The organism is Sulfitobacter faviae, from assembly GCF_029870955.1.
Taxonomy (GTDB): Bacteria; Pseudomonadota; Alphaproteobacteria; order Rhodobacterales; family Rhodobacteraceae; genus Sulfitobacter; species Sulfitobacter faviae.
Genome location: NZ_PGFQ01000001.1, coordinates 3,135,868 through 3,162,824, shown reverse-complemented (window position 1 = coordinate 3,162,824; position 26,957 = coordinate 3,135,868). Strand labels below are relative to the sequence as shown.

Genomic DNA, 26,957 nt, shown 5'->3' with positions numbered 1-26,957 from the left:
ACCAAACGGGAGGATATTATGCCAAAGGATTTTGAACCGAGCAGCGGAATTGGGGCCAGCAGCAAACGGCGGGAGGATATTCGCTTTCTCACCGGGTCGGGGCGCTATACCGATGACATCAACCTGCGCCGCCAGACCCATGTGTTTTTCCTGCGCTCGGATGTGGCGCATGGGCGGCTGACCGGGGTCGATACCTCTGCCGCCGAAGGCATGCCCGGCGTGCTAAAGATTTTCACCGGCGCGGATTTCGCCGAAGTGGGCGGGATGCCCTGCGGCTGGCAGGTGACCGACAAACACGGCCAACCGATGCAAGAGCCGAAACACCCCGTGCTGGCCCATGAAAAGGTCCGCCATGTGGGCGAGCCTATCGCCGCCGTAGTGGCCGAGACTTTGGCGCAGGCCCGGGACGCTGCCGAGGCGATTGTCGTCGATATTGACGCGTTGCCCGCCGTGGTGAACATGAAAGACGCGGTGAAAGAGGATGCGCCCAAGGTGCATGACGACCTGACCAGCAACCTCTGCTACGACTGGGGTTTCGTGGAAGAGAACAAGGAGGCGGTGAACAAAGCCTTTGACGAGGCCGCCCATGTCACCACGTTGGAACTAGTGAACAACCGCCTCGTCGCCAACCCGATGGAGCCCCGCGTGGCCATCGGCGACTACAACCGGTCGGACGGGGAACACACGCTCTATACCACCAGCCAGAACCCGCATGTGATCCGCCTGCTGATGGGCGCCTTCGTGCTGGGCATTCCCGAGCACAAGCTGCGCGTGGTGGCTCCCGATGTCGGCGGTGGCTTTGGCACCAAGATCTTCCACTATCAGGAAGAGGCCTTTTGCACCTTCGCGGCCAAGGCGGTGGGGCGTCCGGTGAAATGGACCTCGAGCCGCTCGGAATCCTTCATGTCCGACGCCCATGGCCGCGACCATGTGACCAAGATCGAACTGGCGCTGGATGCCGACAATAACTTCACCGCCCTGCGCACCGATACCTATGCCAATATGGGGGCCTATCTTTCGACCTTCGCGCCCTCGGTGCCGACCTGGCTGCACGGCACGTTGATGGCGGGGAACTACAAAACGCCGCTAATCTACGTGAACGTTAAGGCGGTCTTTACCAACACCGTGCCAGTAGATGCCTATCGCGGGGCCGGTCGGCCCGAAGCGACCTATCAGTTGGAGCGTTTGATCGACAAGGCCGCGCATGAGTTGCAGGTCAACCCGATCAAACTGCGCCGCCAAAACTTCGTGACGGAGTTTCCCTATGCCACCCCGGTGGCGGTGGAATATGACACGGGCGACTACCACGCCACGATGGACAAGCTGGAAGAGATCGCCGACCACGCAGGCTTTGCGGCGCGGCGCCGCGAGAGTGAAGCGAAGGGCAAGCTGCGCGGCTTTGGCGTGAACTGCTATATCGAGGCCTGCGGCATTGCGCCGTCGAACCTTGTCGGCCAACTCGGCGCGCGGGCGGGGCTTTATGAAAGCGCGACGGTGCGGGTCAACGCCACCGGCGGGCTGGTCGTGATGACCGGCAGCCACAGCCACGGGCAGGGGCATGAGACCTCATTCGCGCAGGTGGTGGCCGATATGATCGGCATCGACGAGAATATGGTCGAGATTGTCCATGGCGACACCTCTAAGGTGCCGATGGGCATGGGCACCTATGGCTCGCGCTCGCTCGCGGTGGGCGGCAGCGCCATGGTGCGGGCGACCGAAAAGATCATCGCCAAGGCCAAGAAGATCGCAAGTCACCTGCTCGAAGCCTCGGAAGGGGATATCGAGTTGAAGGATGGGGCCTTTAGTGTTGCGGGCACGGATAAATCCGTGGCTTGGGGCGATGTGACGCTTGCCGCCTATGTGCCGCATAACTACCCGTTGGAAGAGATCGAACCGGGGCTTGAGGAAACCGCCTTTTACGACCCGTCGAACTTCACCTATCCGGCGGGGGCCTATGCCTGCGAGGTCGAGTTGGACCCCGAAACCGGCCATGTCACCGTCGAACGTTTCACTGCTGCCGATGATTTCGGCAATGTGGTGAACCCGATGATCGTGACCGGCCAAGTCCACGGCGGTTTGGCCCAAGGCATCGGTCAGGCGCTTTTGGAGAACTGCGCTTACGATGAAGACGGCCAACTCCTCAGCGCGTCCTACATGGATTACGCCATGCCGCGCGCCAGCGATTTGCCGTTTTATGACGTGGATCACTCCTGCCAGACGCCCTGCACCCACAACCCCTTGGGCGTGAAAGGCTGCGGGGAGGCGGGGGCCATCGGCTCGCCGCCTGCGGTGGTCAACGCAGTGCTCGATGCCATGCGCTCGGGCGGGAAGGACATCGGCCATATCGACATGCCGGTCAGCCCCGCGCGGGTCTGGGAGGCGATGAATGGCTAGGCGTCTGCTGACGATTGGTTTGAGAAGAGAGGCAACGCTCGGGCGGCCTCTGGGAAGGATGAAAGATGTATGATTTCGAAGTAGAGCGCCCCGGCAGCGTGGCGGATGCGGTCAAGGTCTTGGGGCAGGAGGATGCGCAACCGCTCAGCGGCGGGCAAACGTTGATCCCCACACTGAAGGCGCGGCTGGCGATGCCCTCGGTTCTGGTGTCGCTGGCGGGGATTGATGCGCTCAAAGGGGTTGAGATGCGCGATGGCGCGCTGTGGATCGGTGGCGGCACGACCCACGCCACGGTCATGCGCGAGGCGGCGGAAAGCTACCCGGCGCTCGCCAGCCTCGCCGCACGGATCGGCGACCCGGCGGTGCGCAACCGGGGCACCATCGGCGGATCGCTCGCCAATAACGACCCCTCTGCCTGCTACCCGGCGGGCGCTCTGGCCAGCGGTGCGACGATCGAGACCGACCGCCGCGAGATTGCCGCGGATGACTATTTTCAAGGCATGTTCACCACCGCGTTGGAGGAAGGGGAGATCGTCACCGGCGTCCGTTTCCCCATTCCTAAGGCCGCGCATTACGAGAAATTCATCCAGCCCGCCTCGCGCTTCCCGCTGGTCGCAGCCTATGTCGCGCGCCTCGGCGATGGGGTGCGCGTGGCGATCACGGGCGCGTCGAACGACGGTGTCTTCCGTTGGACCGAAGCCGAAGCTGCCCTGACGGAACGGTTCGCGCCGGAAGCCTTGGAGGGCTGACACTCGACGCGGGTGACATGATCAGCGATCTGCACGGCAGCGGCGCCTACCGCGCCCATCTGTGCGGCGTGATGACCCGCCGCGCCGTGGCCGCCATCGCCTGATAGCCGATAACAGCAGCGTAAACTCTTGCCGCGTCCCCATAGGGGGCGCGGTATTTTCATGGGGTAAGCTCTTGATATTGGATAGCGGAACCAGTGCCCCCATCATGCGTTGGGTGACAAGCGCTGCCCGAACGGCGTTCCCGTAATGATGAGGACGTGAACATGAAAAACCTACTGAGATCTACGACTTCGCTGGGTCTGAGCCTTGCCTTGGCTTTCCCCCATGGCGCCTTTGCGCAGGAGCAGAATCTGAATGAATGCGGCCCCGTGGGCGAAGCGACCGAATTCCCCTGCGCATTCGACGATCAGACGGTAGAGAGCGCCGAAGAGCTTCGTGTTATGGCCGGGCTAAGCGGTGAGGCCGAGGCGGAAGTCGAAGCCGAAGGTGAAGCAGAGGTCGAGGCCGAGGCGGAAACCGAAGCCGAGGCGGGTTCGCTGCTGGATCAGGCGACCGGCGCGGTTGAAGCGACGGGTGACGCGGCCGCGGCTGCTGTGAATGACGTGACCGAACAGGCCGAAGAGGCCGCTGATGCAGCAGAGGCGCAGGCTGAAGCCGCAGCCGAGGCGGCAGAGGAAACCGCAAGCGAAGCGGAAGCGGAGGCCGAAGCCGAAATGACCGCCGAGGCTGAGAGCGAGGTCGAAGTCGAGGAAGAGGTTGAGACCGAGGCCGAAGTGGAAGCTGAGGAGGAAAGCGAAGCCGAGGTTGAGGAAGAGGCCGAGATTGAAGAAGACGCCGAGGCCGAGACCGCACTGGACGTGGAAGCTGAAGCCGAAGCGACCGCTGAAGTTGATGCTGAGGCGACCGAAAGCGAAGAAACCGACGAAAACGCCGAAGCCGCGGCTGACGCGGAAACCAATGAGACTGCCGTCGAGACCTCGGAAGAAGCCGAGGCCGAAATGGAAGCGGAAACCAGCGGCGAAGCGGTCGGCGAGGAAGACAACGCCGGTCTGACCGAAGAGCAGATCCAAGCCCGTGAAGAGCGCCGCGAAGCCCGCCGTGCCGAACGCCGCGAAGAGCGCCGTGAGCAACGCCGCGCCGAGCGTGAAGCTGCCGCCGCCGCCGCCGCTGCCGCCGAAAGCGATGCGGACGCCGAAGTCGTGACCGAGGAAGTGACCGAAGAAGACGTGCGCAGCTCGGACGAGGACTTCGAAACCGAAGTGACTGCCGCAGGTGACGCCAATGCCGCCGCCGCTGATGACGACGACAGCGGGATGTCGGACTTCGAAAAAGCGCTGCTGCTCGGCCTTGGGGCCGTCGCTGTCGGCTCGGTTCTGAACAACGGTGAGAAAATCGTCAGCCGCTCCGGTGATCGTGTGGTCGTGCAGGACGACGCGGGCGAGTTGCGCGTGCTGAAGGACGATAACGCACTGCTTCGCCGCCCCGGTGACGAAGTGCAGACCCAGACCTTCGACGACGGCTCCACCCGGACCATCGTGACCAAAAGCGACGGAAGCCGGGTCGAGACCATCCGCTCGCGCGATGGCACCGTGCTGCGCCGGACGAACTTCGATGCGCAGGGCCGTGAATATGTGCTGGTCGATGACCTCGTGGAAGAGCGCGAAGTCGTCGTGAACGATCTGCCGCAGGTTCAGCAGACCCAGCAAGCACAGCGCGCCAGCACCCAAGACGAAGCCGCGCTCCGTCAGGCTCTGCAAGCTGAGATGCGCAACGATCAGGGGCGGACATTCTCCCTGCGTCAGGTGCGCGAAATCCGTGAGGTACGCTCCCTCGCGCCGGAACTCGAACTAGATGCCGTGCGCTTCCCCACCGGCTCCGCCGCGATCCAGCCAGAACAGGCCCGCGCGCTTGCCAATATCGGCACCACACTGCGTGACCTGATCCAGAAGGACCCGCGCACCGTGATCCTCGTCGAAGGTCACACGGATGCGGTGGGCGATGCGAGCTATAACCTCGCCCTGTCGGACCGCCGTGCCGAGACCGTGGCCCTGGCACTGACCGAGTACTTTGACGTGCCCCCGCCAACCTGATCACGCAGGGCTATGGCGAGAGCCAGCTGCGCGTGCCGACCACATCGGCGGAACCCGCGAACCGGCGCGCCGTGGTGCGCAACATTACAGGTCTGCTGCGCTAAGCAGACCAAGCCCCCAAACAGAAAACGCCCCCGGAGCGATCCGGGGGCGTTTTGCGTTATTGGATGGTGAATGTGGCAGTCGGGCCCGTCATGCGGACCCGATTGAGCTGATCACTTGTTGGGCAGCGGCCCGATCACCATGACCATCTGGCGGCCTTCCATCTTGGGGAAGTTCTCCACCCGGCCGATCTCTTTGGTGTCGGCAGCGACGCGTTCCAAAAGCTCACGACCGAGGTTCTGGTGCGCCATCTCACGGCCACGGAACCGGAGGGTAACCTTCACCTTGTCGCCACCTTCAAGAAACTTGAAGACATTGCGCATCTTCACATCGTAGTCGTTCTTGTCCGTGTTGGGACGGAACTTGACCTCTTTGATCTCGATGATCTTCTGTTTCTTGCGGGCTTCGCTCTCGCGCTTTTGCTGTTCATATTTGAACTTGCCGAAATCCATGATCTTACACACGGGCGGCTTGGCATTGGGCGAAATTTCAACAAGGTCGAGGCCGGCGTCATCGGCCATTTCCATGGCACGCTGCGGCGTGACAACGCCGACGTTTTCGCCATCGGCACCGATCAGGCGGATTTCGGGGGCACGGATCTTGTCGTTGACGCGCGGGCCGGTGTCACGTTGGGGCGGCGCGTTATGAGGTCTGCGAGCGATGGTGATGGTCCTTTGATTGTTACCTAATTCGAGAATGCAAGGTAAACCCGCGTGGGGCCATCTTCAAGTCGCAAAATCACGCTATGCGTGGGGTTTGGGGCGATTTCCCCTTGATCTAGGGCGATTGTGGCGCAATTCACGGCTATGCGGCCCCGGGGGAAATCTTTAACCTCGCGGGGCGTAGATTAAGGGGAATGGAATGAAGAATCTGGTCTGGTTGGTCGTGGCGGCGCTGATTGCGCTGGCGGGCTATATGCTTTTCACCGGCAAGGGGCCGCAGGAAGTGGCCATCGACGCTTCCGAGGCGATCAATGCGCCCGAAGTGGCCGAAGATATGACCAATGCCGCCGAAGACGCCGCCGATGCAATCGCAGGCAGCGTGGATGCCGCCGGGGAGGCGATCAGCGATGCGGTGGATGACGCGACCGAGAGCGCCAATGACGCGGCGGAGCCTGCGGCGCAGAATTAAGCGGCTCCGCGCAACGCGGAAAAGCAAAGGCCGCGTCCGGGGAACCGGGCGCGGCCTTTGCTTTGGTTTGATCCCTCTGGCGGGTTACTCGGCGGCGGGCTTCATCTGGAAACCTTCCTTAACCTGATCGGCAGGGGTCACCGGGTAGTCGCCAGAGAAACAGGCGTCACAATACTGCGGGCAGTCGGTGTTGCGGCCTTCGGCTTCGCCCACCGCGCGGTAGAGACCGTCGAGCGAGATGAACTTGAGACTGTCGACTTGCAAATGGTCGCGCATCTCATCCTCGGACATGGTCGCCGCCAGCAGCTTTTCGCGCTGCGGGGTGTCGACGCCGTAGAAACAGGGCCAAGCCGTGGGGGGGAAGCGATGCGGAAGTGCACCTCTTTCGCGCCCGCGTCGAGGATCATCTCTTTGATCTTGCGCGAGGTTGTGCCGCGCACCACCGAGTCGTCGACCAAGATCACCCGCTTGCCTTTGATCAGCGCGCGGTTGACGTTGAGCTTGAGACGGACACCCATGTTGCGGATCTGCTCGGTCGGCTCGATGAAGGTCCGGCCCATATATTGGTTGCGAATGATGCCCATCGCGTAGGGGATGCCGGATTCCAGGCTATAGCCAATCGCCGCCGGGGTGCCGCTGTCGGGCACGGGACAGACGAGATCGGCCTCCACAGGGCTTTCTTTGGCCAGTTCGCGGCCAATATTCTCACGCGTTTCATAGACCGAGCGACCGCCGAGGATGCTGTCGGGGCGGCTGAAGTAGACATGCTCAAAAATACAGAACCGCGAGGCGACACGACGGAAGGGGAAGTGGCTCTCAACCCCTTTTTCGGTGATCACCACCATCTCGCCGGGTTCGATCTCGCGGACGAATTCCGCGCCGATGATGTCGAGCGCGCAGGTCTCCGAGCTCAGCGCCCAGCCATCGCCAACACGGCCCAGCACGAGCGGGCGGACGCCCAGCGGATCGCGCACGCCGATCAATTTGGTGCGGGTCATGGCAACGACCGAAAAGGCCCCCTCGACCCGGCGCAGCGCATCTTCCATCCGCTCGGGGATGTTCTGCTGCAAAGACCGGGCCATCAGGTGAATGATACACTCACTGTCGGATGAGGATTGGAAGATGGAGCCCCGCTCGATCAACTCACGGCGGAGCGCGTTGGCATTGGTGATATTGCCGTTATGGGCGATCGCGGCCCCGCCCATGGCGAACTCACCAAAGAAGGGCTGCACGTCGCGGATCGCGGTGGGGCCCTTGTTGCCAGAGGTCGAATAGCGGACGTGACCGATGGACAGCTCGCCGGGCAGGGTTTGCATGACATCCTGCGAGGTGAAGTTGTCGCGGACATAGCCAAAGCGGCGGGCCGATTGGAAACCGGCGGCGGGATCGTAGCTGACGATGCCGCCAGCCTCTTGCCCACGGTGCTGGAGGGCGTGCAGGCCAAGGGCCACGAAAGTGGCGGCATCGGCAACGCCAACCACGCCAAAGACGCCGCATTCCTCCTTCAGTTTATCCTCATCTCCGCTGTCACGCAGATAGGAAGTGTCAAAGGGATGGGCGGGCGGCATGTGCTTGGACAACGGGGCAACTCCGAATCCGGGTGAGGTCGCTGCCTATGTAGGGGCTTCGCAAGCGGCTGTCACCCCGCATGTCGCCTGCGGGGGGCATGAGGCAGGATAAAGCGCCGCATTGCCCGCCGAGGAGGCGGCCCCCGTAACCTGCCAAGCCCAAACGCAAAACAGGCGGCCATGATGCTCTGGCCGCCTGTCTAAAAGGATTGTGTTAAGAGATTATGAAGGCCTTAGGCGCTACATTTGCCGACCAGCGCCTCATAGCGGTTGGTGATCCAGCCGAGCGCCTCTTGCGGGTCTTTTTCTTCGATCTGGCCGGTGAAGCGCGAGAATACGGCGGCGGAGCGGCTGTTTTCGACCATGGTGGTCCGCTCACCAGTGATGACGGTGTCGTAGACGAAGAAGGCAATCGCGACGAGCAGCACGCCGCGCACAACGCCGAAGATGAAGCCAAGCCCTTGGTCCACGCCACCCAGCATTGAGCGGTGCACAAGCGAAGAGAAGAGCGGCGTGAAGAGCGAGACCACGATCAGCGCCGCGGCAAAGACCAGCGCGAAGGCACCGATCACCGACAATTCGCAGCTATCGGCCAAGAATTCGCCCACATAGGGCAGTTCACGCACCAGCGGTTCGACCTGCGGCGCAAAGAGAAAGGCCAGCACGGCCGCTGCAATCCAGCCGACAATCGCCATCAACTCGCGCACCAGCCCACGGCCATAGGCCAGCAATGCCGATAGCACGATGACAACCGCGACCACCCCGTCAATAATGGTAAAACCGTCCATGCGCGTTCTCGCCCTCGTCTAAGGGGGGATCAGCCCGCCCCGAAAATTTCGCCAACAAATCCGGTCAGATCGCTCATCGTATTCAGCGCAATTCCGGTCACACCCACAGCCTTGCCGCCGCGCGGTGCAATAGCGCTCGTAAAACCAAGTTTCTGCGCCTCTTTCAACCTGTTTTCCGTCTGGCTGGCGGGGCGCAGCGCACCGGAGAGGCTAATCTCACCGAAAACAACGGTTTCGGCGGGCAGGGCCGCGTCTTCCCGCGCCGAGAGGATCGCGGCGGCCACCGCGAGATCGGCGGCGGGTTCGGAGATCTTCATCCCGCCCGCCACATTGAGGTAGACATCCAGCCCTGCGAAAGGAATTCCGCAACGCGCTTCCAACACCGCAAGGATCATCGCCAGACGCCCCGAATCCCAACCCACCACCGTGCGGCGCGCTTGGGAATGGGGCGAGGGGGCCACCAGCGCCTGAAGCTCAACCAAGACAGGCCGGGTGCCTTCGATGCCTGCAAAGACGACCGAACCGGGGGAGGGTTGCCCGCGTTCCGACAAGAAGAGCGCCGAGGGGTTGATCACCTCTGACAGACCGCCGCCCGTCATTTCGAAAACGCCGATCTCATCCGCCGGGCCAAAGCGGTTTTTCACCGCGCGCAGGATGCGGAACTGGTGGCCACGCTCGCCTTCGAAATAGAGCACGGTGTCGACCATATGCTCCACCACGCGGGGGCCAGCGATCTGGCCCTCCTTGGTGACATGGCCCACGAGGATCACCGCGACCCCGCGGCGTTTGGCGAAGCTGGTCAGCTCATGCGCCGCCGCGCGGACCTGACTGACCGAGCCGGGCGCGCTTTCGACGTTGTCGGCCCACATGGTCTGGATCGAGTCGATGATGGCAAGCTGCGGGCGCTCGGCCTCAAGCGTGGTTAGGATGTCGCGCAGGTTGGTTTCCGCGGCCAGTTTCACCGGCGCTTCGGACAGCCCCAGTCGTTGCGCGCGCATGCGGACCTGCGCGCTGGCTTCCTCCCCGCTGACATAGATCGTCTTGAGGCCAGAATTGGCGAAATGCGCGGCGGCTTGCAGCAGAAGGGTCGATTTACCGATGCCGGGATCGCCGCCCACAAGGATCGCCGAAGCAGGCACCAGCCCGCCGCCCAACACGCGGTCCAACTCCGCAATGCCCGACTGTGCACGCGGGGGCGGGGTTTCTTGTGTGGCAAGATCGGTGAGTTCAATGGCAGAGCCGCGCCGTGCGCCCAAGGATTTGCTGGGCGGGCCTGCGGAAATGCCTTTGTCTTCGACGATGGAGTTCCAAGCGCCGCAGGCGTCACAGCGCCCGGACCATTTGGAATGTTTCGCGCCGCATTCGGCGCAGGAAAAACTGGAGGAGGATTTGGCCATGGGCCCTTTTCGCGCAGGTGCCCGATGGCGTCAAAGGAAAAGCATCCGGCCCTTGGGTGATGATCCCGGGGGGAACCCAATGGGCCGGATGCCGCCGCTGGCATTACTCAGCGGCTTTGGGCGGCAGGTCGATCACGATATTGTCGAGCGATGTGGTTTCGGGCTTGCGCTCGGGTGTTTCGGTTTGGACCACACGTTCAAGGCCAAGCTCAGGCATGATCTCACGCATTTCCTCGCGCAGACGCTCAAGCTGGGCCACGGCGACGCTTTCTTCGAGTTCGACTTCGTGCAGCCAATGTTTCATCTCGGTCGAGATCGCTTTGGCCTGATCGAGGCGGCTGTTGAAAAGCTCGACCTCTTCCTGACGCTGCTTGAGGAAGCTGCGGGCGCGGGCCAGTTTCTCATCCGAATAGACTTCGGCCAGATCGCGGGCCACATGGCTCATCTGAGCGGCCATTTCCAGCACGGCAGGCTCCAGCGTGGCGAGGTCGGGATGATCGCGGAGGTACGCCAGACGTTCGCGCACCGAATCGAATTCCGAGCTCATCTGAAAGGTTTCGGCCCGGTCGGCGGCATGCACGGCGGCATAGGCGCGGGCCACGTCCTGCATGCCGACATTGAACTGACGGTGCGAGGTCTCAAGCTGCATGACGCGGCGGTTGGTGGGTAGGAAAAAGCACAGGCCCACGGCAAGGACGGTCAGCGCCAGTTGGGCGTACATCCCGGCGTTTTCGACAGGCTCACCGCCGTATTGCAGATCAAGGCTGATCCAATTCCACAGGCCAAGGGCCGCCATGATGCTGGCCCCGGTAAGGGCAAGCGCCGCGAGGGCAAAGACCACAAGGGCGAGCCGCTGAAAGGCGAATTGGATAAGGTAGGCAAAGGAACGAAGCTGGGACATACTTTCTCCCCCCTGGAAGAGCTACTAAGCAAGTTTCTGCCGACCAACGCCTCCTTATCCTTCTTTGTTCCCATTCCCTGCGGAATTATGCTGAGGATTTAACGTAGTTTTGCCGAGATAATGGCACAACCGCAGGTTTTTCGGAAGTTATTTGCGCCTGCGCAGTGCAATTCGTGATCGGCAGCGCAGGGCAGAGGCGAGGCGTGCCGTGGGGAGTGGGGGTGAGTCGCCCAGCGACGCTCTCGGCGGCGTGCTGCGATGCGGGGGAAAATCGCCGACCTAACCGGCGTAGTTTCGCGCGTATCTTGCGCCCAATGAGGTCAGCACCTCATAGCCGATCGTGCCCGCCCAATCCGCCAAATCGTCAACGCCTTGGCTTTGCCCCAGCAGCTGCAAGGTCGCGGGCACCTCCTCCAATGCAGAAACATCTACCGTGATCAGGTCCATCGAGACGCGCCCGAGGATGGGCAGGGTAACACCCTCATGTTGGAAACAGGCGGTGCCGGTCGCATTGCCCATCGCGCGCAGAAGCCCGTCGGCGTAGCCCGCGGCCACGGTGGCGAGCTTGACGGTGCTCTCCGCCGTCCATGTGTTGCCATAGCCCACAGTCTCACCGGGGGTGACGCTGCGTGTCTGGATCACTGGCACGTCGAGGGTGACCACGGGCCGCGCCTCTGTGAATGGGCGTCCGCCGTAAAGACCGATGCCGGGCCGGGTGACGTCGAAATGATACTCCGGCCCCAGCAGAATGCCCCCGTGGCGGAGAGCGAGCGCGGCACCTCGACCCCTTCGGTCATCTCGCGGAAACTGCGCAGTTGCGCGTCGTTCATCTCATGATCCGCCGCGTCCGAGCAGGCCAGATGCGACATGATCAGCCTGGGGTTCTGGCTCAGCGCGATGTCGCGCAGGGCCGCCCATTCCGCAGGCTCCATCCCGAGCCGGTTCATCCCGCTGTCGAGTTGGATGCCGAAAGCATGGCCGGGCAGGGTCTCAAACTGGCGCAGCAGCTGCTCTGTCGAGTTGATCATCGGCGTCAGCGCGGCACCGGCAATCGCCTCTGCATCGCCCGGCATATGCCCGGAAAAGACATTGATCACCGGGCCTTCGCCCAAGGCTTGGCGCAGGGCCACGCCCTCTTCGGTCAGGGCCACGAAGAACTGCCGCGCACCGGCCTCGGCCAATGTCTTGGCCACACGGGCGGCGCCCAGCCCATAGCTGTCGGCTTTGACCACGGCGGCGGTCTCGGCCTTTGTCATACGGTCGAGGGCGCGCCAGTTGTCGGCGATGGCTTGTAGGTCGATGGTCAGGGTCGCTTTGCTCATGCGCGGATGTGGGCCGGAATGCGGGGGGAGGTCAAGCGGCCAAGGGCACCTAACGTCATGCGCGACAGGCAGGCGTGGGATTTGTTACAGTTTTGCCTACCGGATGCGCAGGATGGGGAGGTCAGGCGGATGTCACGGATCAAGATCATGTTCGGCCATGCGGGCGTGTCGCTCATGGCGCTGGCCGCTGTGGTGGCCTTTGTTGCGATGCTTTGGGGGGCGCCGCTGTGGTCTTGGGCGCTGGTCCCGCTGGGGGTCGCAGCGCAGATGCTTAATGAGTACAACCTGCACCGGCATGTCTTTCACCTTGCCCCGCCCAAGCAGCAATGGGCCTTCGATCTGCTGTACCGCGCGCATTACGGGCACCATGACTTCCCGACCAATCACGGGCTGTTCTTCGTGCCGGTCTGGGTCGCGCTGCCGATGCTCGTGGGGAATTTCCTTCTGGTCTGGGGCATCGCGGCGCTTCTGGGCTTCGAGGCGAGCGTCTGGATCGCCACGGCGATCGTGCCTCTGGGCGGGGTGCTGACCTTTCTGGGCTATGAGTGGTTTCACATGACGGCGCATTTGACGGTGCCGAAAACGGCGGTGGAGCGGCATGTCACGCGGCTGCACAACCAGCATCACTTTCGCGACTTCAACAAATGGTTCCACGTCAGCCCGGGCGGGGAGATCATTGACCGGGCCATGGGCACCGATATTGACACCGAGGCTTTGAAACAGCAGCAGCGCATTGCCTTCATCCGCACCTTGGGTATGAGGCCCGACGATCCAAGACTGCTAGCCGCTCGCGCGCGGTTCGCTGGGAAATACGGGTTGAGCGAGGCCGAAGTGGCGCGCGCCGCGCGGGGTAGGTGTGAAACTTCCGTGACGTTACCCGAAGGGCGCTTGCCTGTCCCCGTGGCGCGGGTAGGCTTGGCCCAATTCAAGGGAGGACGAACCATGCACCGACATATGACCACCACAGCCCTGCTTGCCGCGGGCCTTACCGCTGGCGTGGCGCAGGCGGAAAACCGGATCGACCGGCAATTGCCGAATGCGCCCGAACTTGCGGCCTATGGCGACCATGCCGTGGGGGTGCGCACTTTGGAGATGGTCAACCCCGACCAGATCGACATCCTCGCCATCGACCCCGCCGCCGACAAGCCCAAGGAGATGCCGCGCTACGACCGGCCGCTCACGGTTGAGATGTATTATCCCGCCGCCGAGGGGGCGGAGGGCGACACCTCCTTCAAGGCTTATCTCCGCGACGGCACCACCGAGGTCACGCTCGAGGGACAGGCCATGCGCGACGTCGAGCCGGCGGAGGGCGAGACCTTTCCGCTGGTGCTGATCAGCCATGGCTATCCGGGCAACCGTTACCTCATGTCGCATCTGGCAGAGAACCTCGCCTCCAAGGGCTATGTCGTGGCCTCGATCGACCATACCGACAGCACCTACCGCACGCAGGCGGCCTTTGGCTCGACGCTGGTGAACCGCTCGCTCGATCAGCTGTTCGTGCTGGAGCAGATGGCGCAGAAGGCCGCGGAGGGCGGTGATTTCGCGGGGCTCTATGACGCCGAGAACACCGGTCTGATCGGCTACTCCATGGGCGGCTATGGCGCGATCATCACCGCCGGGGGCGGGGTGACGGAGACCTCGGTCGGCTATACGTGGGGCGGTCCGCATGGAACGCTCGGGATCCATCAGGCGGGCTCCGAGACCCATGACGCGCTGCCCGACCCACGCATCAAGACCGCGGTGGCCTTCGGCCCCTGGGGGATGAACCGTGGCTTCTGGGATGCCGAGGGATTGGCGGGCGTGCAAATCCCGATGCTCTTTATCGCAGGCTCGCAGGATGATGTCTCGCTTTATAAGAACGGCATCCGCGCGATCTGGGAAAACACCTCGAACGTCGACCGGGCGCTTTTGACCTACATGAACGCAGGTCACAACGCGGGCGCCCCGATGCCGGCGCCGGAGGAGGCCTATTACTTCAGCGAAGACAAGGGCTTCAACATCTCGGAGCATTACACCGACGCGGTCTGGGACACGGTGCGGATGAACAATATCGCCCAGCATTTCGTGACCGCGTGGATGGACAGTCATTTGAAGGGTGAGGAGGCGAAGGCGGCGTATCTCGATCTGGTAGAGAACTCGAACGACGGCGTCTGGTCGGCCGAGGAGGATGGGACCGAGAAGGAAGACCACAGCTATTGGAAGGGATTCCCGGAGGGGACCGCGAAGGGGCTGATGTATGAGGTGAAATCGGCGGCTGAGTGAGGGGCGTGGCCCGGTGGAAACGCCGGGCCTCCTTGCCACCCTGGCCCGGAACAAGCCGCAGGCGCCGGGCCATCGCCTGCCCGCCCGGCCGGGTAGGCGATTTGGTGAGGCTGGGTGATGCCTTGCGGAACGCACATCATGGTTGAACCATAAAGTGGCACGATGCTACCGGGGATCGCCGACCCGCGGGCAAGCGATGGCCCTTGGTCAAAGTTGCCACTCAGCCCGGAATCAAGCCGTAGGCGCCGGGCCATCGCCTGCCCGCCCGGACGGGTAGGCGATTTGGCGAGGCTGGGTGATCCCTCGCGAAACGCACATCAGGTTTGAAAAATAAAGTGGGGCGAGGCTACCGGGGATCGCCGACCCGCGGGCAGGCGATGGCCCTTTTTCCTATGGTTCCGGTTAGGAAAACTGCAGACGATAGCCCTCAAAACTCCTGATCGTCCCCGCCACCCTGCTGCCAAGGCTGCACGAGGTTGCCGAAGCGGGTGAACTTGCCCTCGAAGCTGAGGTCCACCGTGCCGATGGGCCCGTGACGCTGCTTGCCGATCACCACCTCGGCGCGGCCGTGCAGACGCTCCATCTCTTCCTGCCAGACCGCCATCTTGTCGAGCTCGTGATCGCCGGGCTTCTCGCGTTCCTTGTAGTATTCCTCGCGGTACACGAACATCACCACGTCGGCGTCCTGTTCGATCGAGCCGGATTCCCGAAGGTCCGAAAGCTGCGGGCGTTTATCGTCGCGGCTTTCAACCTGACGCGAGAGCTGCGACAGGGCGATCACCGGGATGTCGAGTTCCTTGGCGATGGCCTTGAGACCCATGGTGATCTCGGAAATCTCGTTTACCCGGTTCTCGGATTTGCCGGTGCCGCGCACGAGCTGTAGGTAGTCGATGATCAGCACGTCGAGCCCGTGGGTCCGCTTCAGGCGCCGCGCGCGGGCGGCAAGCTGGCTGATCGGCAGGGCGGGCGTGTCGTCGATGAAGAGCGGGCAGGCCTCGAGCGCCTTGGCGGCATCAACGAAACGGCGGAACTCGGCCTCGGTCATGTCGCCGGAGCGGATCTGGTGGCTGGGGATCTCGGCAGCTTCCGACAGAATCCGCGAGGCAAGCTGTTCGGCGCTCATCTCAAGGCTGTAGAAGCCCACGACGCCGCCGTCGATGGCACCCTCAGTGCCGTCGGGCTTCATCCCGCGCTTGTAGGCCTTGGCCACGTTGAAGGCGATGTTGGTCGCCAGCGAGGTCTTACCCATCGAAGGACGCCCCGCGAGGATCAGAAGGTCCGAGCGGTGCAATCCGCCCAGTTTCTTGTCCATGTCGATCAAACCGGTGGAAACGCCGGAGAGGCCACCGTCACGCTGGTAGGCGGCATTGGCCACGTTGACCGCATCCGTGACGGCCTTGAGGAAGGACTGGAAACCGCTTTCCACCTGACCCTGTTCGGCCAGCTTATAAAGCTCCTGCTCGGCCTCGACGATCTGCTCGCGCGGCTCGGAGGAGACATCGACCTGTGCGGCCTTGGCCGAGATGTCACGGCCCAGCTGGATCAGATCGCGGCGCACGGCGAGGTCATAGATCATCTGCGCGTAGTCACGCACGGCGAAGGCGCTGATTGCCGCACCCGCGAGACGGGCCAGATAGGCCGGGCCGCCCAGCTCCTTCAGCCCCTCGTCGTCTTCCATGAAGGCCTTGAGCGTGACTGGGGAGGCGAGGTTGTTTTTGGCGATCCGCTGAGCCGCGATGTCGAAGATGCGGGCGTGGACCGGCTCGTAGAAGTGCTTGGGCCCGATGACGGAAGCCACGCGGTCGTAGACGTCATTGTTGGTCAGGATCGCGCCCAAAAGCTGCTGTTCGGCCTCGATCGAATGCGGCATCGACTCCGGTGCCTGCACGGCCAATTGGTTCGCGTTCAGCGATGTAATCTCGTTCATGACCTCACCCATTTCTACCCAGATGGACCTCATAGCCAGTGGGTTCGCCCGGCGCAAATTGTATCTTTTGTGGATATCTTTACCAACAAAAGGCCCCACCACATTTTGCCTTGTGGTGGGGCCTTCGGTCAACATTTTGCGGAAATTCGGTTAACTTTTGCGGGATTCCTGCCAGTCGCGCGGGGCGTTCAGGAAGGCTTCGACCTCCGTCAGCGTGGCCGCGTCAAAGGCCCCTTGGGCGCGGGCCTCGGCCAGCACGTCCCACCATGTGCAGAGCGCGTGGAGCGTAACGCCATGGTCGCCAAGGGTCTTTTCGGTCTGGGGGAAGATGCCGTAGTGAAAGATCACCGCCGTATGGGCACAGGTCGCCCCGGTTTCGCGAATCGCGTCGACGAAGCTGAGTTTCGAGCCGCCATCGGTGGTGAGGTCCTCGACCAGCAGCACGCGCTGGCCCGGCGTCATCTCACCTTCGATCCGCGCGTTGCGACCGTAGCCTTTGGGCTTTTTGCGCACATAGGTCATCGGCAGGGCCATCCGTTCGGCGACCATGGCGGCGAAGGGGATACCCGCCGTCTCGCCCCCGGCGATATTGTCGAAGGCCTCAAAGCCTGCGTCGCGCATGACGGTGACGGCGAGGAAATCCATCAGCGTGGACCGGATGCGCGGGTGAGAGATCAGCTTGCGGCAGTCGATATAGGTGGGCGATGGCAGACCCGAGGCCAGCGTGAAGGGCTCCTCCGCGTTGAAATGCACCGCGCCGATCTCCAGCAACATGCGCGCGGTGAGGCGGGCCATTTCTTGGGGGCTTGGGTGGCTGGTGGGGATCATGGCAGACGTCCTTGGGTGGAGAGAGGTCGGAGCGGTATTTAAGAAAGGATGAAGATCAGGTGGTCCAGTGCAGATCGAAACCGGGGTCGAAGACCGTGACCGGGCCATCGGGCGTGTCGATGCTGTCGGGGTGCTGGGGCGCTTCGCGGCGCAGGGTGATTTGTGTTTCGTTTGGCGGCAGGCCGTAGAAGGCGGGGCCATTGAGCGAGGTGAAGGCTTCGAGCTTGTCGAGCGCGCCGTCTTCTTCGAACACCTGAGCGAGGATCGACATCGTGTTGGGCGCGGTGAAACAGCCCGCGCAGCCGCAGGGCTGCAGCTTGGCGCCATCGGTATGGGGCGCGCTGTCGGTGCCGAGGAAGAAGCGCGGATCGCCGGAAGTGGCCGCTTGGCGCAGGGCGCGGCGGTGGGTCTCGCGTTTGGCGACTGGCAGGCAGTAATAATGCGGGCGGATGCCACCGGCGAGGATGTGGTTGCGGTTGATCACCAGGTGGTGCGTGGTGATCGTGGCGGCAAGACCGCTGTCGTTGCTGCGCACATAGTCGGAGGCCTCGGCGGTGGTGATATGTTCCATGATCACGCGCAGCGCGGGGTGGGCGCGGCGGATCGGGTCGAGCACGCGGTCGATGAAGACAGCTTCGCGGTCGAAGATGTCGATCTCGCTGTCCGTGACCTCGCCATGGGTGCACAGCGGCAGGCCGATCTCGGCCATGCGGTCGAGCACCGGGGCGACATTGTCGAAGTTCGACACGCCGCTGGCGGAGTTGGTGGTGGCGCCTGCGGGGTAGAGTTTGACGGCGTGGATCAACCCCTCGGCATGGGCGCGGGCGACATCGTCGGGGTCCGTCTCCTCGGTCAGGTAGAGGGTCATCAGGGGCGTGAAATCCGCGCCCTCGGGCAGGGCGGCCATGATCCGGTCGCGGTAGGCGGCGGCCTGGGCGCCTGTCACCACGGGGGGCACGAGATTGGGCATGATGATGGCGCGGGCAAAGTCGCGGGCACTGTGCGGGACCACGGCGCGCAGCATGTCGCCGTCGCGTAGGTGCAGGTGCCAGTCATCGGGGCGGCGGATCGTGAGGCTTTGTGTCATGGGCGCGGGGCTAGCACAGAGCGGGGCCGCGCGCCAGATTGAAAACCTATCCGGTGGCGGTCGCGGCCTCGGCCACGCGGGCCTTGCGTCTGGCGCGGATGCGTTCTAGGCGGCGGGCAAAGCGAGGGGCTTTCATCCGGGCTGAGACATTGGCGCAGAGCGCTTCGAGCAGCAGTTCGCGCCCTTGGGTGTTGATCGCTTGGCTGAGGTTGCGCAGATAGGGCAGGTAATCGCGCCGCGCGCGGTAGAGGGCGGCGAAGCGGGCTGCGTCCAACGTGCCCTCGGCGGCGGCTTGCAACAGTGGGTCGAGCTGGTCGATCTCTAGCAGGTCGGTTTGCAGCGCATCACCCATGAAGGGCATCCGCAATTTGGTGACATTGGCACGGGTGAAGAGCGCCGCATGCATCGCGTCGAGCCTCTCGCGCGGGTCATAGAGGACGAAGACCCGTTCGGCGGCGTCGAGCATATCGGGCGCATAGCCATAGCGCGACGTGAAATCGAGGATGCGCATATCGGCGAAACGGTCATCCCATTCGGTGATGCGCGGGTTTAACGTGGCTTGCGGTTGGATTGCCACCACCGCCGCGCCGGGGGCGGCCACGGAATAGGCGGCGGCGGCATAGGCGCAGGGGCCCGCGCCGTAGAAGAGCACTTGATCGAATTCGTCGAAGAAGCCGTCGTCGATCAGCCGGTCGAAATAGGCATAGACCTCTTCGGCGCGGAACCATGTGTCTCCGTCGCTGGCAAGGCACAGATGCGACCAGTCGTGATTGCGCACCATGTCCCAGCCCAAAGGCTGCGCCTTGTCAGAGAGCGCATGCATGCCTTGATAGGTCTCGAAGGTGACGAGCAGGGTCGTTTCACGCTCGATGAAGGCGGAAAAATGGCTTTCGCCCAGCGATTGAAAATAGCCATCTTCTTCGGCCACGGCCTCAATCGCGCGCAGCCATTTGCGTTTGGGCATATCGGCCAGTGAGCTTTCGATCGTGGGCGTCTCGCGCGGCATCGGGCATCCTCGGGCTTGTCGGGGCGGGGCAGAACCGCCGTTTCAGCTGGGTGTAGCCGGATATTAGGGCGAAAATGCGGAAAATCCGTGAGAAATTGAAGAGAATGTGACGGTTTTCCGGGGGCGCGGCTGTCGAAGGCGCGTTACCAGCTACGGCGGAAAGCCACGACTTTGTTGTGCGAGCTGCGGTGATAGTAGGCCATGCCCGCCCGCATGAAGGCGGCGAAGACCTTGTTGACGCCATCGGGGCCGATCCATTGCGGGTGCAATTCGATGATCGCGGCGCGGAGGGTGTCGAGGGGCAGATTGGGAATGAGATCGACCTCGGCCCCTTCAATGTCGCAGATCAATACGCTTGGGGTGAGGGCGGCAAAGACTTGGGCCGCGTCGAGCACGTCGATCTGATGGGCTTCAGGTGGGTCTTCGTCTATGAACCGGGTCAGGGAAGACGACAGGATGCGGTCGCGCACATAGAAATCCGCCTTGCCGGGGTTGGGGCCGAGGATCGCGTTGGTGACATGGGCGTTGGACAGCCCATTGGCCGCGTGGACCCGCCGGATATAGGGGATGAGGTTGGGGTTCGCCTCAAAGCTATGGACCGAGGCGACATTGCGTTTGCTGGCCACCAGCGTCGACATATAGCCAACCCCGCCGCCTAGTTCGATCACCCTGTCGCCTTCGCGGACCACGCGCAGCGCGGCCTCACTCTCCTTGGCTTCATAGGCGTTCTGTCGGAGCAGCTTGCGGATCCGCCCGCGCAGGATCGCCGGATCGTCGGGAAACTTCATGCCGCGGGAGTAGATGAAATTGGGTTCAGACGGGGGCGCGGCCTGTGTCACGGGTCAGCTTTCCATATCAAGGGCAAGGGCATAGGCAGCGCGTTCGGTTGCGGTTAACTTGATGTTAAGCGCATGGCGGTAGAGATCGCGGAACTCCGGTCTCTGGCGCAGTTCTTCGGCCTTGGCGCGGTGCCAGTCGAGGCCCGTTTGGTGATGTTTGCGCAGTTCGGCGTCGGCGAGGAGGTGGTTCATCTCTGCGCGCAGACGGGGCAGGTTGCGCTGGATCGACAGGTCGCGGTGGTCGTTCCAGTCCATTCGGATCCAATAGTTGATCCCGATGGATCTGTCGACATGAAGCGCGCGCCCGCGCTGGCGTTTGATAAGGAAGGAGTCGGCTGACCGGAGGGCATAATGGTTTAACTGTAGCAGGTCATAGCCGATGTTGCTGCGCGAGGACCGCCAGCCGTTGCGCAGCGCGTCGCGTGTCATGTCGTGGCCCGCGCCGTTGACCCATTTGACCTCGGATACCGCGGCCTCGTCCAATTTGTTTGGCCGGTGGCAGGACAGCTTGCCATAGGCGCCGAGGTTGCGGAACATCGTTTTGAACCCCCATGCGGTATGGGGTTTGGGGCAGAAGCTCGGCGCGCAGTGGTTGAATTGGCCGATCACGGGGGCCTCCGACAGGGCGGTCACGCCGTTGTGGCCGAAGAGGCGCCACGTCATTGCGATATTCGTGGCCTCAGGGGCGGCGGCGAAGAAGTCTTCGAGCCTGCCGTTGCCGGTGCGGATGTTGACGAATTCGTCCACGTCGATATGCGCGATCCATTCCGCTTGGCGGACGAGCGGTTCCTCCAGCGCTTGGTTCAACGCGTGTTGTTGGGGGGAGTTGCCTTTCCAATCGTCGTTGTTGCGGTGCTGGAGAATGCCCATGTCTTGCAGACGCCCCAAAACGGCATCGGTGCCGTCGCTGCAATCATTGGTGTAGATTAGGAAGTTATCAAAGCCCACGGCGCGGTGATAGGCCACCCATTCGACGATATAGGGCGCTTCGTTCTTCATGCAGGCGACGATGACATTGCCGCTACTGCCGGGCGGCAATGTGCGCGGGGGCACGGCGGTATAGGCGGGCGCGGGTTGGTCTTCGCCCGCAGGGGCTGCGCCGTTGTGGGGGCGGAAGGGGCCGCGCAGAATGGTTTCGTGGTTGACCTTTAGCCGGGTGAGGAGCCGATCATTGGCGGCGCGTGTCTCTTCGGGGCGTCGGGATCGTGCAACAGCACCTCGAACCTCGCCGCGGAGCGGCGGGCCTCCTCGGCATCTGCGCGTTTTTGCGCGAGCGGGGTCGCGGTGCTGCGGATGCGGTGGGCGAAGGCGGCGAGGTATTGGGTGGCGCGAAAGCCGAACTGGGGGTCGGCTTCTTGCCACGGGGCCTCGGGCGTGTCGGGGGTAAGCGCTTGATCCAGCGCTGGAAAACGGGTGATGAGTGCGGCGTTGTCGCGGGCGAAATGGTCGGAGATCGCGGCGAGGCTCCCGGGTTTGATCACGGGGCCGCCGATTTGCAGCGCTTGCAACATCTGGCTCCATGTGCTGCGCGGGCAGGCGAGGTCATGGGTCTGTTGATAGCGGACCAGCACATCGTTGAACTGCCGCATCCGTGTCAGCCAAGGCGCGGGCAGGGCCGCGAGGGCGCGCCCGGGATCGACGGGGCCGAGGGGCGTGGAAAGGCCTAGGCTCTCGGTGATCTCGCTGGCCCCGGCCCTTGACATAAGATGGGGCAGGTCGAGCGGGCGAAACGTAATGTTGTCGGCTCCGAAGGCGGCGGCCCAATGGGCGTGCAGCGCTTGATAATCGAGCCAAAAGGGCGGGGCTTGCACCTCGGGGAAAAGGCCGAAATCCGGCGCGGTCTCTCTCTGGGCAAGCGCGCCATGCCACCAGTCGCCGCGCTCGGCCAAGGCCAGTTCCTGCGTCAGCGGATGACGGCGGCTTTCGGCCACAGCAAAGCCGTAATGCGCGACCAGCGTCCGCGCCTGTTCATCCAGATGCGCGACCACGCGGATATCGTCGAAATAGGGGCGCAGCAGATCGTGCAGGGCGCGCAGTTCCTCGGGCCGCGACAACAGGTTGCCCAGTTGCGCCGCGCTCAGCACCACATGATCGGCGCGGGTCTTGGCCAACTCATGCGGGATCAGCGCGTGAAATTCATCGCGCAGGGTGGTGCCGATCAGGGGGCTGTCCAAGCCGCGGCGGTGCCGTAGCAGACCCACCGCTTCCGGGGCGGCGCAAGCGGCATAGAGGCGGACGTGGTTCCAGTCGGGCGCCAGAACCCCCTGCTCGAGCAGCGCGTCCTTTTGCTGTTGCAGGATGTTGCGCAGCCGGGCGGCAGCGCGTTCGGTCGGACCGATGAAGAGGGTCAGCCGCATTACTCGGCCTCCGCTTTGCCGGTGTTGCTTTGGCCCCACCACGGCAAGTCAATCTCAAGATAATTTGCGATCTTGTCGCGCGCATCGGGGTCTTCGATGTCGAACTCCAGAAAGTTGGCACAACCGGCAAAGACACGGCGGCAGAAGGCGAAATGCCCTTCGATCCACCGGGCAAGCTCGGCCTCGTCGCGGCCAAAGCCGCGGGGCAGCCCCGGCACATCGGCCTGTGGCAAGCGTCGGCGGCCCAGATTATTCCAGCGCATCATGCTGTTGGCCGTCTTGGCCGGATCGCGGTGCGAGAGCAGAAACTTGACCTCGGGGTGGTGGTGCTGAATGGCACTTAATACGCCCCAATCTGTCTGCGGCCAGAGACTGCGGTCACGGCGCACGGCGCTCATCTCATTGATCACGTCGAACTCGTGCAGCCGCGCCAGCGGGTCGCCGCTGGCAAAGTAATCGGCATAGATGATCCGCCCCAGATGCGCGCCGGTGATCTCGGGAGAGTTGCTTTGGCCCTTGCGAATGCGCCAATCCGCGACCTTGAGTCCGGCGTGGCGCAGCGCATCCGTGAGCGTGGTTGTCCCGGTCTTGGGCAGGCCGAGGTTGACGATCCGCGGTCCTGTCATGTGAGGCCGATCTCGGCGCGGATCCGCGCTTCGGCGGCGCAGAACGGGCTGGCTTCGCGCAGTTGGGCCTGCATTTCGCGGTAGCTCGGATCGGTCAGCAGCGCGTCGCGGCGCGCGCGGTGGGCGGCGACGGAAGCGGCGTGCAGATCGGCGACGCCGGGCAGCGCTTTCAGGCGGTCGATTTCGGCCTGCAAGGCAGGCAGGTAACGCTGGATGGAGCGATCCTCCCAAGCCGCGTCGTTCCGGTCGCGCCAATAGCTGTCATCAAAAGCGCGGTGTTCGCGGTTCACGTCGCCACGGTCGTTCTTGACCAGATAGCTGTCGAGCGAGCGCAATGCGTAGTGGTTCAGCGTGGCAAAGCGCCGTGCACCGCGGGCGGGAAAGGCCCGGATGCGGCGTTTGGTGGCGGCACTGCGGAAGGGCTTAGGCACCTGACGGCCCGCGCCATCGGTCCAATGCGGCTGGTGCTTCGTGTCGTCGTGGAAGGGCCGGTGCGCCCCGTAGTAGCCCAAGGGGAAATCTCGCCGGACCAAGGTCTTAACCTCAATCGCCGTATCGGCGCAGCAGATGTCGGGGTTATGGCTATGGGTGAATTGCCCGATGACGGGGGCGTCGGTGAAATCCTCGACCCCGCCATTGGCGAAGAACTGGAAATTCAGCGAGATCGCCTGCGGGTTGCCGCAGGCCGTGATCAGGGCGGGCAGGCGGTGGTCGCCGACATGAATGTTCAGAAACTCATCCACATCGGCAATCCAGACCCAATCGGCCTGCGTGACGATGGGGTGACGCCGCGCATCCTTGAGCGCCTGCATCTGGTAGTTTCGATTGGTGGCCGGATTGGGCAGATGGGTGACGATACCGTGGCGGGCAAGCACGTCGAGCAGGGCATCGGTGCCATCGCTGCAATCGTTGGAGTAGAACAGGAAATCCGTGACCCCGATCACCCGGTTGAAGGCAATCCATTCCAGCAAAAACGGGCCTTCGTTCTTGACGCAGGTGACAGCGGTGATGCGCATGTCAGACCCCGCCGCGCCGGATCGCGATGAAAATGCTCTGTCCCATATCCGCCCCTGTGACCCCCTTGTTGCCGGAAGCCGTCGTTTATTGCGCAGGACTATGCCAGCGCGGGGAAATCCCGTCAATCTGCCGCCGCGCGGTCTGCCCTCTTGACGGGGCGGGGCGGGAATGCACCACTGGGGCCATGAAAAACATAGATACGATCGACGCGGTCCAAGAGATGCTGAGCGCTGAGGGCTATGTCTGCGACCGCGCGCTTGGGGTCGTGGTGTTCCTCAGCCTCACGCTGGGGCGGCCCCTGTTTTTGGAGGGCGAGGCGGGCGTCGGCAAGACCGAGATCGCCAAGGCGCTGGCCGCCGGTCTGGGTCGGCGGTTGATCCGGTTGCAATGCTATGAGGGGCTCGACGCTTCCAGCGCGGTTTACGAATGGAATTTTCCCGCTCAGATGGTGGCGATCCGCACGGCGGAGGCGGGTGGTGGCGCAGACCGGCGGGCGCTGACTCAGGAGTTGTTCAGCGACGACTACCTGATCGAACGCCCGCTGTTGCAGGCGTTGCGCCCGGATGAGAATGGCGCCCCGGTGCTGCTGATCGACGAGTTGGACCGCACCGATGCGCCTTTCGAGGCGTTCTTGCTGGAGGCGTTGAGCGATTTTCAGGTGACCATCCCCGAGCTTGGCACGATCCGCGCGCCCGAGCCGCCAATCGTGATCCTGACCTCGAACCGCACGCGTGAGGTGCATGACGCGCTGAAACGCCGCTGTCTTTACCACTGGGTCGATTATCCGGATGTGGCGCGGGAGATGGCGATCCTTGCTGCCCGCGCGCCTGAGGCGGCAGAGGCGCTTAGCCGCGAGGTGGTGGCCTTTGTCCAGCAATTGCGGACCGAGGATCTGTTCAAGAAGCCGGGCGTGGCGGAGACGATTGACTGGGCGAAATGCCTGCTGGCCTTGGATGTCACTACGCTCAGCCCCGAGGTTATCGCCGATACGCTGGGGGCTGTGCTGAAGTATCAAGATGACATCGCCAAGCTGCAAGGCTCTGAGGCGGCGCGCATTCTCGATCAGGCCCGCGCATCGCTGGCGCCTAGCTGAGCGTGATGGCCGAAGACCTACCTTTGGACCTGCCCGAGGACCCCAAGCTTGCGGGGAATATCACGCATTTCGCCCGCGCCCTGCGCCGGGCGGGGTTGTCAATCGGGCCGGGCCGGGTAGTGGAGGCGGTGGAGGCTGTCGCCGCCGTGGGCTTCACCAGCCGCCGCGATTTCTATTGGACGCTCCACGCCTGTTTCGTGAGCCGCCCCGAACAGGCGCGGGTCTTTGCGCAGATATTCCGGCTTTATTGGCGTGACCCGCGCTATCTGGAGCATATGATGGCCGCGATGCTGCCTGCGATCCGCGGCGTGCAAGAGGATCGCCCCGCCACGCCCGCCGAGAAACGCGCGGCAGAGGCCCTGTTAGACGGGGCCGAGGCACCGAAGCGGGAGGACGCGCCTCAGCCCGAGGAGACCCTCGTCGAGGTGGATGCAAGCCTGACCATGTCCGCGCGGGAGCGGTTGCGGACATTGGATTTCGAACAGATGAGCCTCGCGGAGATGGCTGAGGCGAAACGGATGTTGGCCAAGCTCGACCTGCCGGTGCCGCCGATGCCGAGCCGCCGCAATGAGGCGGCGGCGCGGGGGCAGATCGATGTGGCGCGCACGATGAAAGCGGCGCTGCGGCGGGGTGGAGAGGCGGACCGGCTTTATCGGAAGACACCGCGCGCGCGCTACCCGAACCTCGTTGTGCTGTGCGATATTTCCGGCTCGATGAGCCAATACAGCCGGGTGATCCTGCATTTTTTGCATGCGGTGGCCAACCGCAGGGGCAAAGGCTGGGCGCAGGTGCATGGTTTCACCTTTGGCACCCGGCTGACCAATATCACCCGGCATCTCGCGACCCGCGATGTGGATGCGGCGCTCGCCGCGGCGGGGGCGCAGGCGCAGGATTGGGAGGGCGGCACGCGTATCGGCGCGGCGTTGGCGGCCTTTAATCGAGACTGGTCGCGGCGGGTCATGGGGCAGGGGGCGGTGGTCTTGTTGATCACTGACGGGCTGGACCGGGACGACCCGGCAGAACTGGCGCGGCAAATGCAGCGGCTACATCTGACCGCGCGGCGGGTGATCTGGCTGAACCCGCTGCTTCGCTGGGACGGTTTCGCGCCCAAGGCGGCTGGCATTCGCGTGATGCTGCCCCATGTCGATAGTTTTCGCGCCGGGCACTCGATTGCATCTTTGGAAGCGCTGGCCGAGGCGATCTCGCGCCCCGATGATGCGGGGGAGAAGGCGCGGATGTTGGCGGGGTTGAACGCAGAGGTTTAGCCAATGAGGGGCAGGCGGAGGGCTGCGGGTCTCTCCAAAACCAGAGGGGTTTCGAAGCCACCCTTGATTGATCCCGGCCTGTCACCCGCCTGTCGTCGGTTCAAGCGAAATAGCCGTATCCCCTAAAGGGGCCCCTCGGCGATTTAGCCTGCCCCGCCGCCCTGCGCGCGACCGTTTGGTCTCAAGCAAGGGCGGCTCCGAAACC

General features: G+C 63.5%; 19 protein-coding genes and 4 pseudogenes. 8 read left to right on the top strand and 15 right to left on the bottom strand.

Features of this window, described 5'->3' with window-relative positions; translation table 11 throughout:
- Positions 1-18 precede the first annotated feature (18 nt).
- The 3 genes and pseudogenes from CUR85_RS16300 to CUR85_RS16290 all read left to right on the top strand — a co-directional run bounded on the left by CUR85_RS16300 (position 19) and on the right by CUR85_RS16290 (position 5,236).
- A complete protein-coding gene (locus CUR85_RS16300) occupies positions 19-2,394 on the top strand; it encodes a xanthine dehydrogenase family protein molybdopterin-binding subunit (RefSeq protein WP_067268230.1) in 2,376 nt (791 codons plus the stop codon).
- A gap of 65 nt (positions 2,395-2,459) precedes the next feature.
- Positions 2,460-3,247: pseudogene (locus CUR85_RS16295) on the top strand (FAD binding domain-containing protein).
- 162 nt (positions 3,248-3,409) lie between these two features.
- Positions 3,410-5,236, top strand: a complete 1,827-nt coding sequence (locus CUR85_RS16290; RefSeq protein WP_280322829.1) for an OmpA family protein — start codon at positions 3,410-3,412, stop codon at positions 5,234-5,236.
- Positions 5,237-5,451: 215 nt separating this feature from the next.
- Here CUR85_RS16290 and infC read toward each other — a convergent pair whose 3' ends face one another.
- The gene (gene infC, locus CUR85_RS16285) at positions 5,452-5,913 is read right to left on the bottom strand and encodes a translation initiation factor IF-3 (RefSeq protein WP_231886449.1); all 462 of its coding nucleotides are present in this window, start codon (positions 5,911-5,913) and stop codon (positions 5,452-5,454) included.
- Positions 5,914-6,199: 286 nt separating this feature from the next.
- On the opposite strand from infC, the gene CUR85_RS16280 reads away from it, so the two are divergent.
- Positions 6,200-6,469, top strand: a complete 270-nt coding sequence (locus CUR85_RS16280) for a hypothetical protein (protein WP_067268237.1) — start codon at positions 6,200-6,202, stop codon at positions 6,467-6,469.
- An 84-nt stretch (positions 6,470-6,553) separates the two neighbouring features.
- Here CUR85_RS16280 and purF read toward each other — a convergent pair.
- The 5 genes and pseudogenes from purF to alr form a co-directional block, all read right to left on the bottom strand.
- Positions 6,554-8,037 (bottom strand): annotated as a pseudogene (purF, locus tag CUR85_RS16275) (amidophosphoribosyltransferase).
- A 233-nt stretch (positions 8,038-8,270) separates the two neighbouring features.
- Positions 8,271-8,825 carry a CvpA family protein gene (locus tag CUR85_RS16270; RefSeq protein ID WP_067268241.1) on the bottom strand — a complete coding sequence of 185 codons (555 nt, stop codon included), beginning with the start codon at positions 8,823-8,825 and terminating at the stop codon, positions 8,271-8,273.
- 29 nt (positions 8,826-8,854) lie between these two features.
- Positions 8,855-10,222: a DNA repair protein RadA gene (radA, locus tag CUR85_RS16265; RefSeq protein WP_067268243.1), complete on the bottom strand. Its 1,368-nt coding sequence runs from the start codon at positions 10,220-10,222 to the stop codon at positions 8,855-8,857.
- A gap of 103 nt (positions 10,223-10,325) precedes the next feature.
- On the bottom strand, positions 10,326-11,123 hold the full coding sequence (locus CUR85_RS16260) for a DNA repair protein (protein ID WP_067268244.1): 798 nt from the start codon (positions 11,121-11,123) through the stop codon (positions 10,326-10,328).
- A 279-nt stretch (positions 11,124-11,402) separates the two neighbouring features.
- A pseudogene (gene alr, locus CUR85_RS16255) lies at positions 11,403-12,445 on the bottom strand (alanine racemase).
- A gap of 6 nt (positions 12,446-12,451) precedes the next feature.
- On the opposite strand from alr, the pseudogene CUR85_RS20585 reads away from it, so the two are divergent.
- Together CUR85_RS20585 and CUR85_RS20580 are read left to right on the top strand one after the other, a co-directional pair.
- A pseudogene (locus tag CUR85_RS20585) lies at positions 12,452-13,129 on the top strand (sterol desaturase family protein); the annotation flags it as partial.
- A gap of 270 nt (positions 13,130-13,399) precedes the next feature.
- On the top strand, positions 13,400-14,707 hold the full coding sequence (locus tag CUR85_RS20580; RefSeq protein ID WP_067268250.1) for an alpha/beta hydrolase family protein: 1,308 nt from the start codon (positions 13,400-13,402) through the stop codon (positions 14,705-14,707).
- Between the two features lie 427 nt (positions 14,708-15,134).
- Here the strand turns inward: CUR85_RS20580 and CUR85_RS16245 are convergent, their stop codons facing one another.
- From CUR85_RS16245 to CUR85_RS16205, 9 genes are all read right to left on the bottom strand, one after another.
- Positions 15,135-16,634, bottom strand: coding sequence for a replicative DNA helicase (locus tag CUR85_RS16245; protein WP_067268251.1), 1,500 nt, complete (start codon positions 16,632-16,634; stop codon positions 15,135-15,137).
- Between the two features lie 150 nt (positions 16,635-16,784).
- Positions 16,785-17,462 carry an orotate phosphoribosyltransferase gene (locus tag CUR85_RS16240; RefSeq protein ID WP_067268253.1) on the bottom strand — a complete coding sequence of 226 codons (678 nt, stop codon included), beginning with the start codon at positions 17,460-17,462 and terminating at the stop codon, positions 16,785-16,787.
- Between the two features lie 55 nt (positions 17,463-17,517).
- Positions 17,518-18,549 (bottom strand): dihydroorotase, encoded by a 1,032-nt coding sequence (pyrC, locus tag CUR85_RS16235; protein WP_067268255.1) that lies wholly within the window; start codon positions 18,547-18,549, stop codon positions 17,518-17,520.
- Between the two features lie 46 nt (positions 18,550-18,595).
- Positions 18,596-19,555: a phosphoadenosine phosphosulfate reductase gene (locus tag CUR85_RS16230; protein ID WP_067268257.1), complete on the bottom strand. Its 960-nt coding sequence runs from the start codon at positions 19,553-19,555 to the stop codon at positions 18,596-18,598.
- A 143-nt stretch (positions 19,556-19,698) separates the two neighbouring features.
- Positions 19,699-20,343: an FkbM family methyltransferase gene (locus CUR85_RS16225; protein WP_067268274.1), complete on the bottom strand. Its 645-nt coding sequence runs from the start codon at positions 20,341-20,343 to the stop codon at positions 19,699-19,701.
- Positions 20,344-20,397: 54 nt separating this feature from the next.
- Entirely contained in the window at positions 20,398-21,393 is a 996-nt protein-coding gene (locus CUR85_RS16220; protein WP_280322828.1) for a glycosyltransferase family 2 protein, read from the bottom strand.
- A gap of 149 nt (positions 21,394-21,542) precedes the next feature.
- A complete protein-coding gene (locus CUR85_RS16215; RefSeq protein WP_280322826.1) occupies positions 21,543-22,751 on the bottom strand; it encodes a hypothetical protein in 1,209 nt (402 codons plus the stop codon).
- Positions 22,751-23,377: a sulfotransferase gene (locus tag CUR85_RS16210; RefSeq protein ID WP_067268266.1), complete on the bottom strand. Its 627-nt coding sequence runs from the start codon at positions 23,375-23,377 to the stop codon at positions 22,751-22,753. The genes CUR85_RS16215 and CUR85_RS16210 overlap by 1 nt, the downstream gene beginning before the upstream one ends.
- Positions 23,374-24,393 carry a glycosyltransferase family 2 protein gene (locus CUR85_RS16205; RefSeq protein WP_067268268.1) on the bottom strand — a complete coding sequence of 340 codons (1,020 nt, stop codon included), beginning with the start codon at positions 24,391-24,393 and terminating at the stop codon, positions 23,374-23,376. Before CUR85_RS16205 ends, CUR85_RS16210 begins: the two co-directional genes overlap by 4 nt.
- 185 nt (positions 24,394-24,578) lie before the next feature.
- Between CUR85_RS16205 and CUR85_RS16200 the strand changes: the two genes are divergently transcribed.
- Together CUR85_RS16200 and CUR85_RS16195 are read left to right on the top strand one after the other, a co-directional pair.
- Entirely contained in the window at positions 24,579-25,487 is a 909-nt protein-coding gene (locus CUR85_RS16200) for an AAA family ATPase (protein WP_067260723.1), read from the top strand.
- A gap of 5 nt (positions 25,488-25,492) precedes the next feature.
- Positions 25,493-26,752, top strand: coding sequence for a vWA domain-containing protein (locus CUR85_RS16195; protein WP_067260720.1), 1,260 nt, complete (start codon positions 25,493-25,495; stop codon positions 26,750-26,752).
- Positions 26,753-26,957 lie beyond the last annotated feature (205 nt).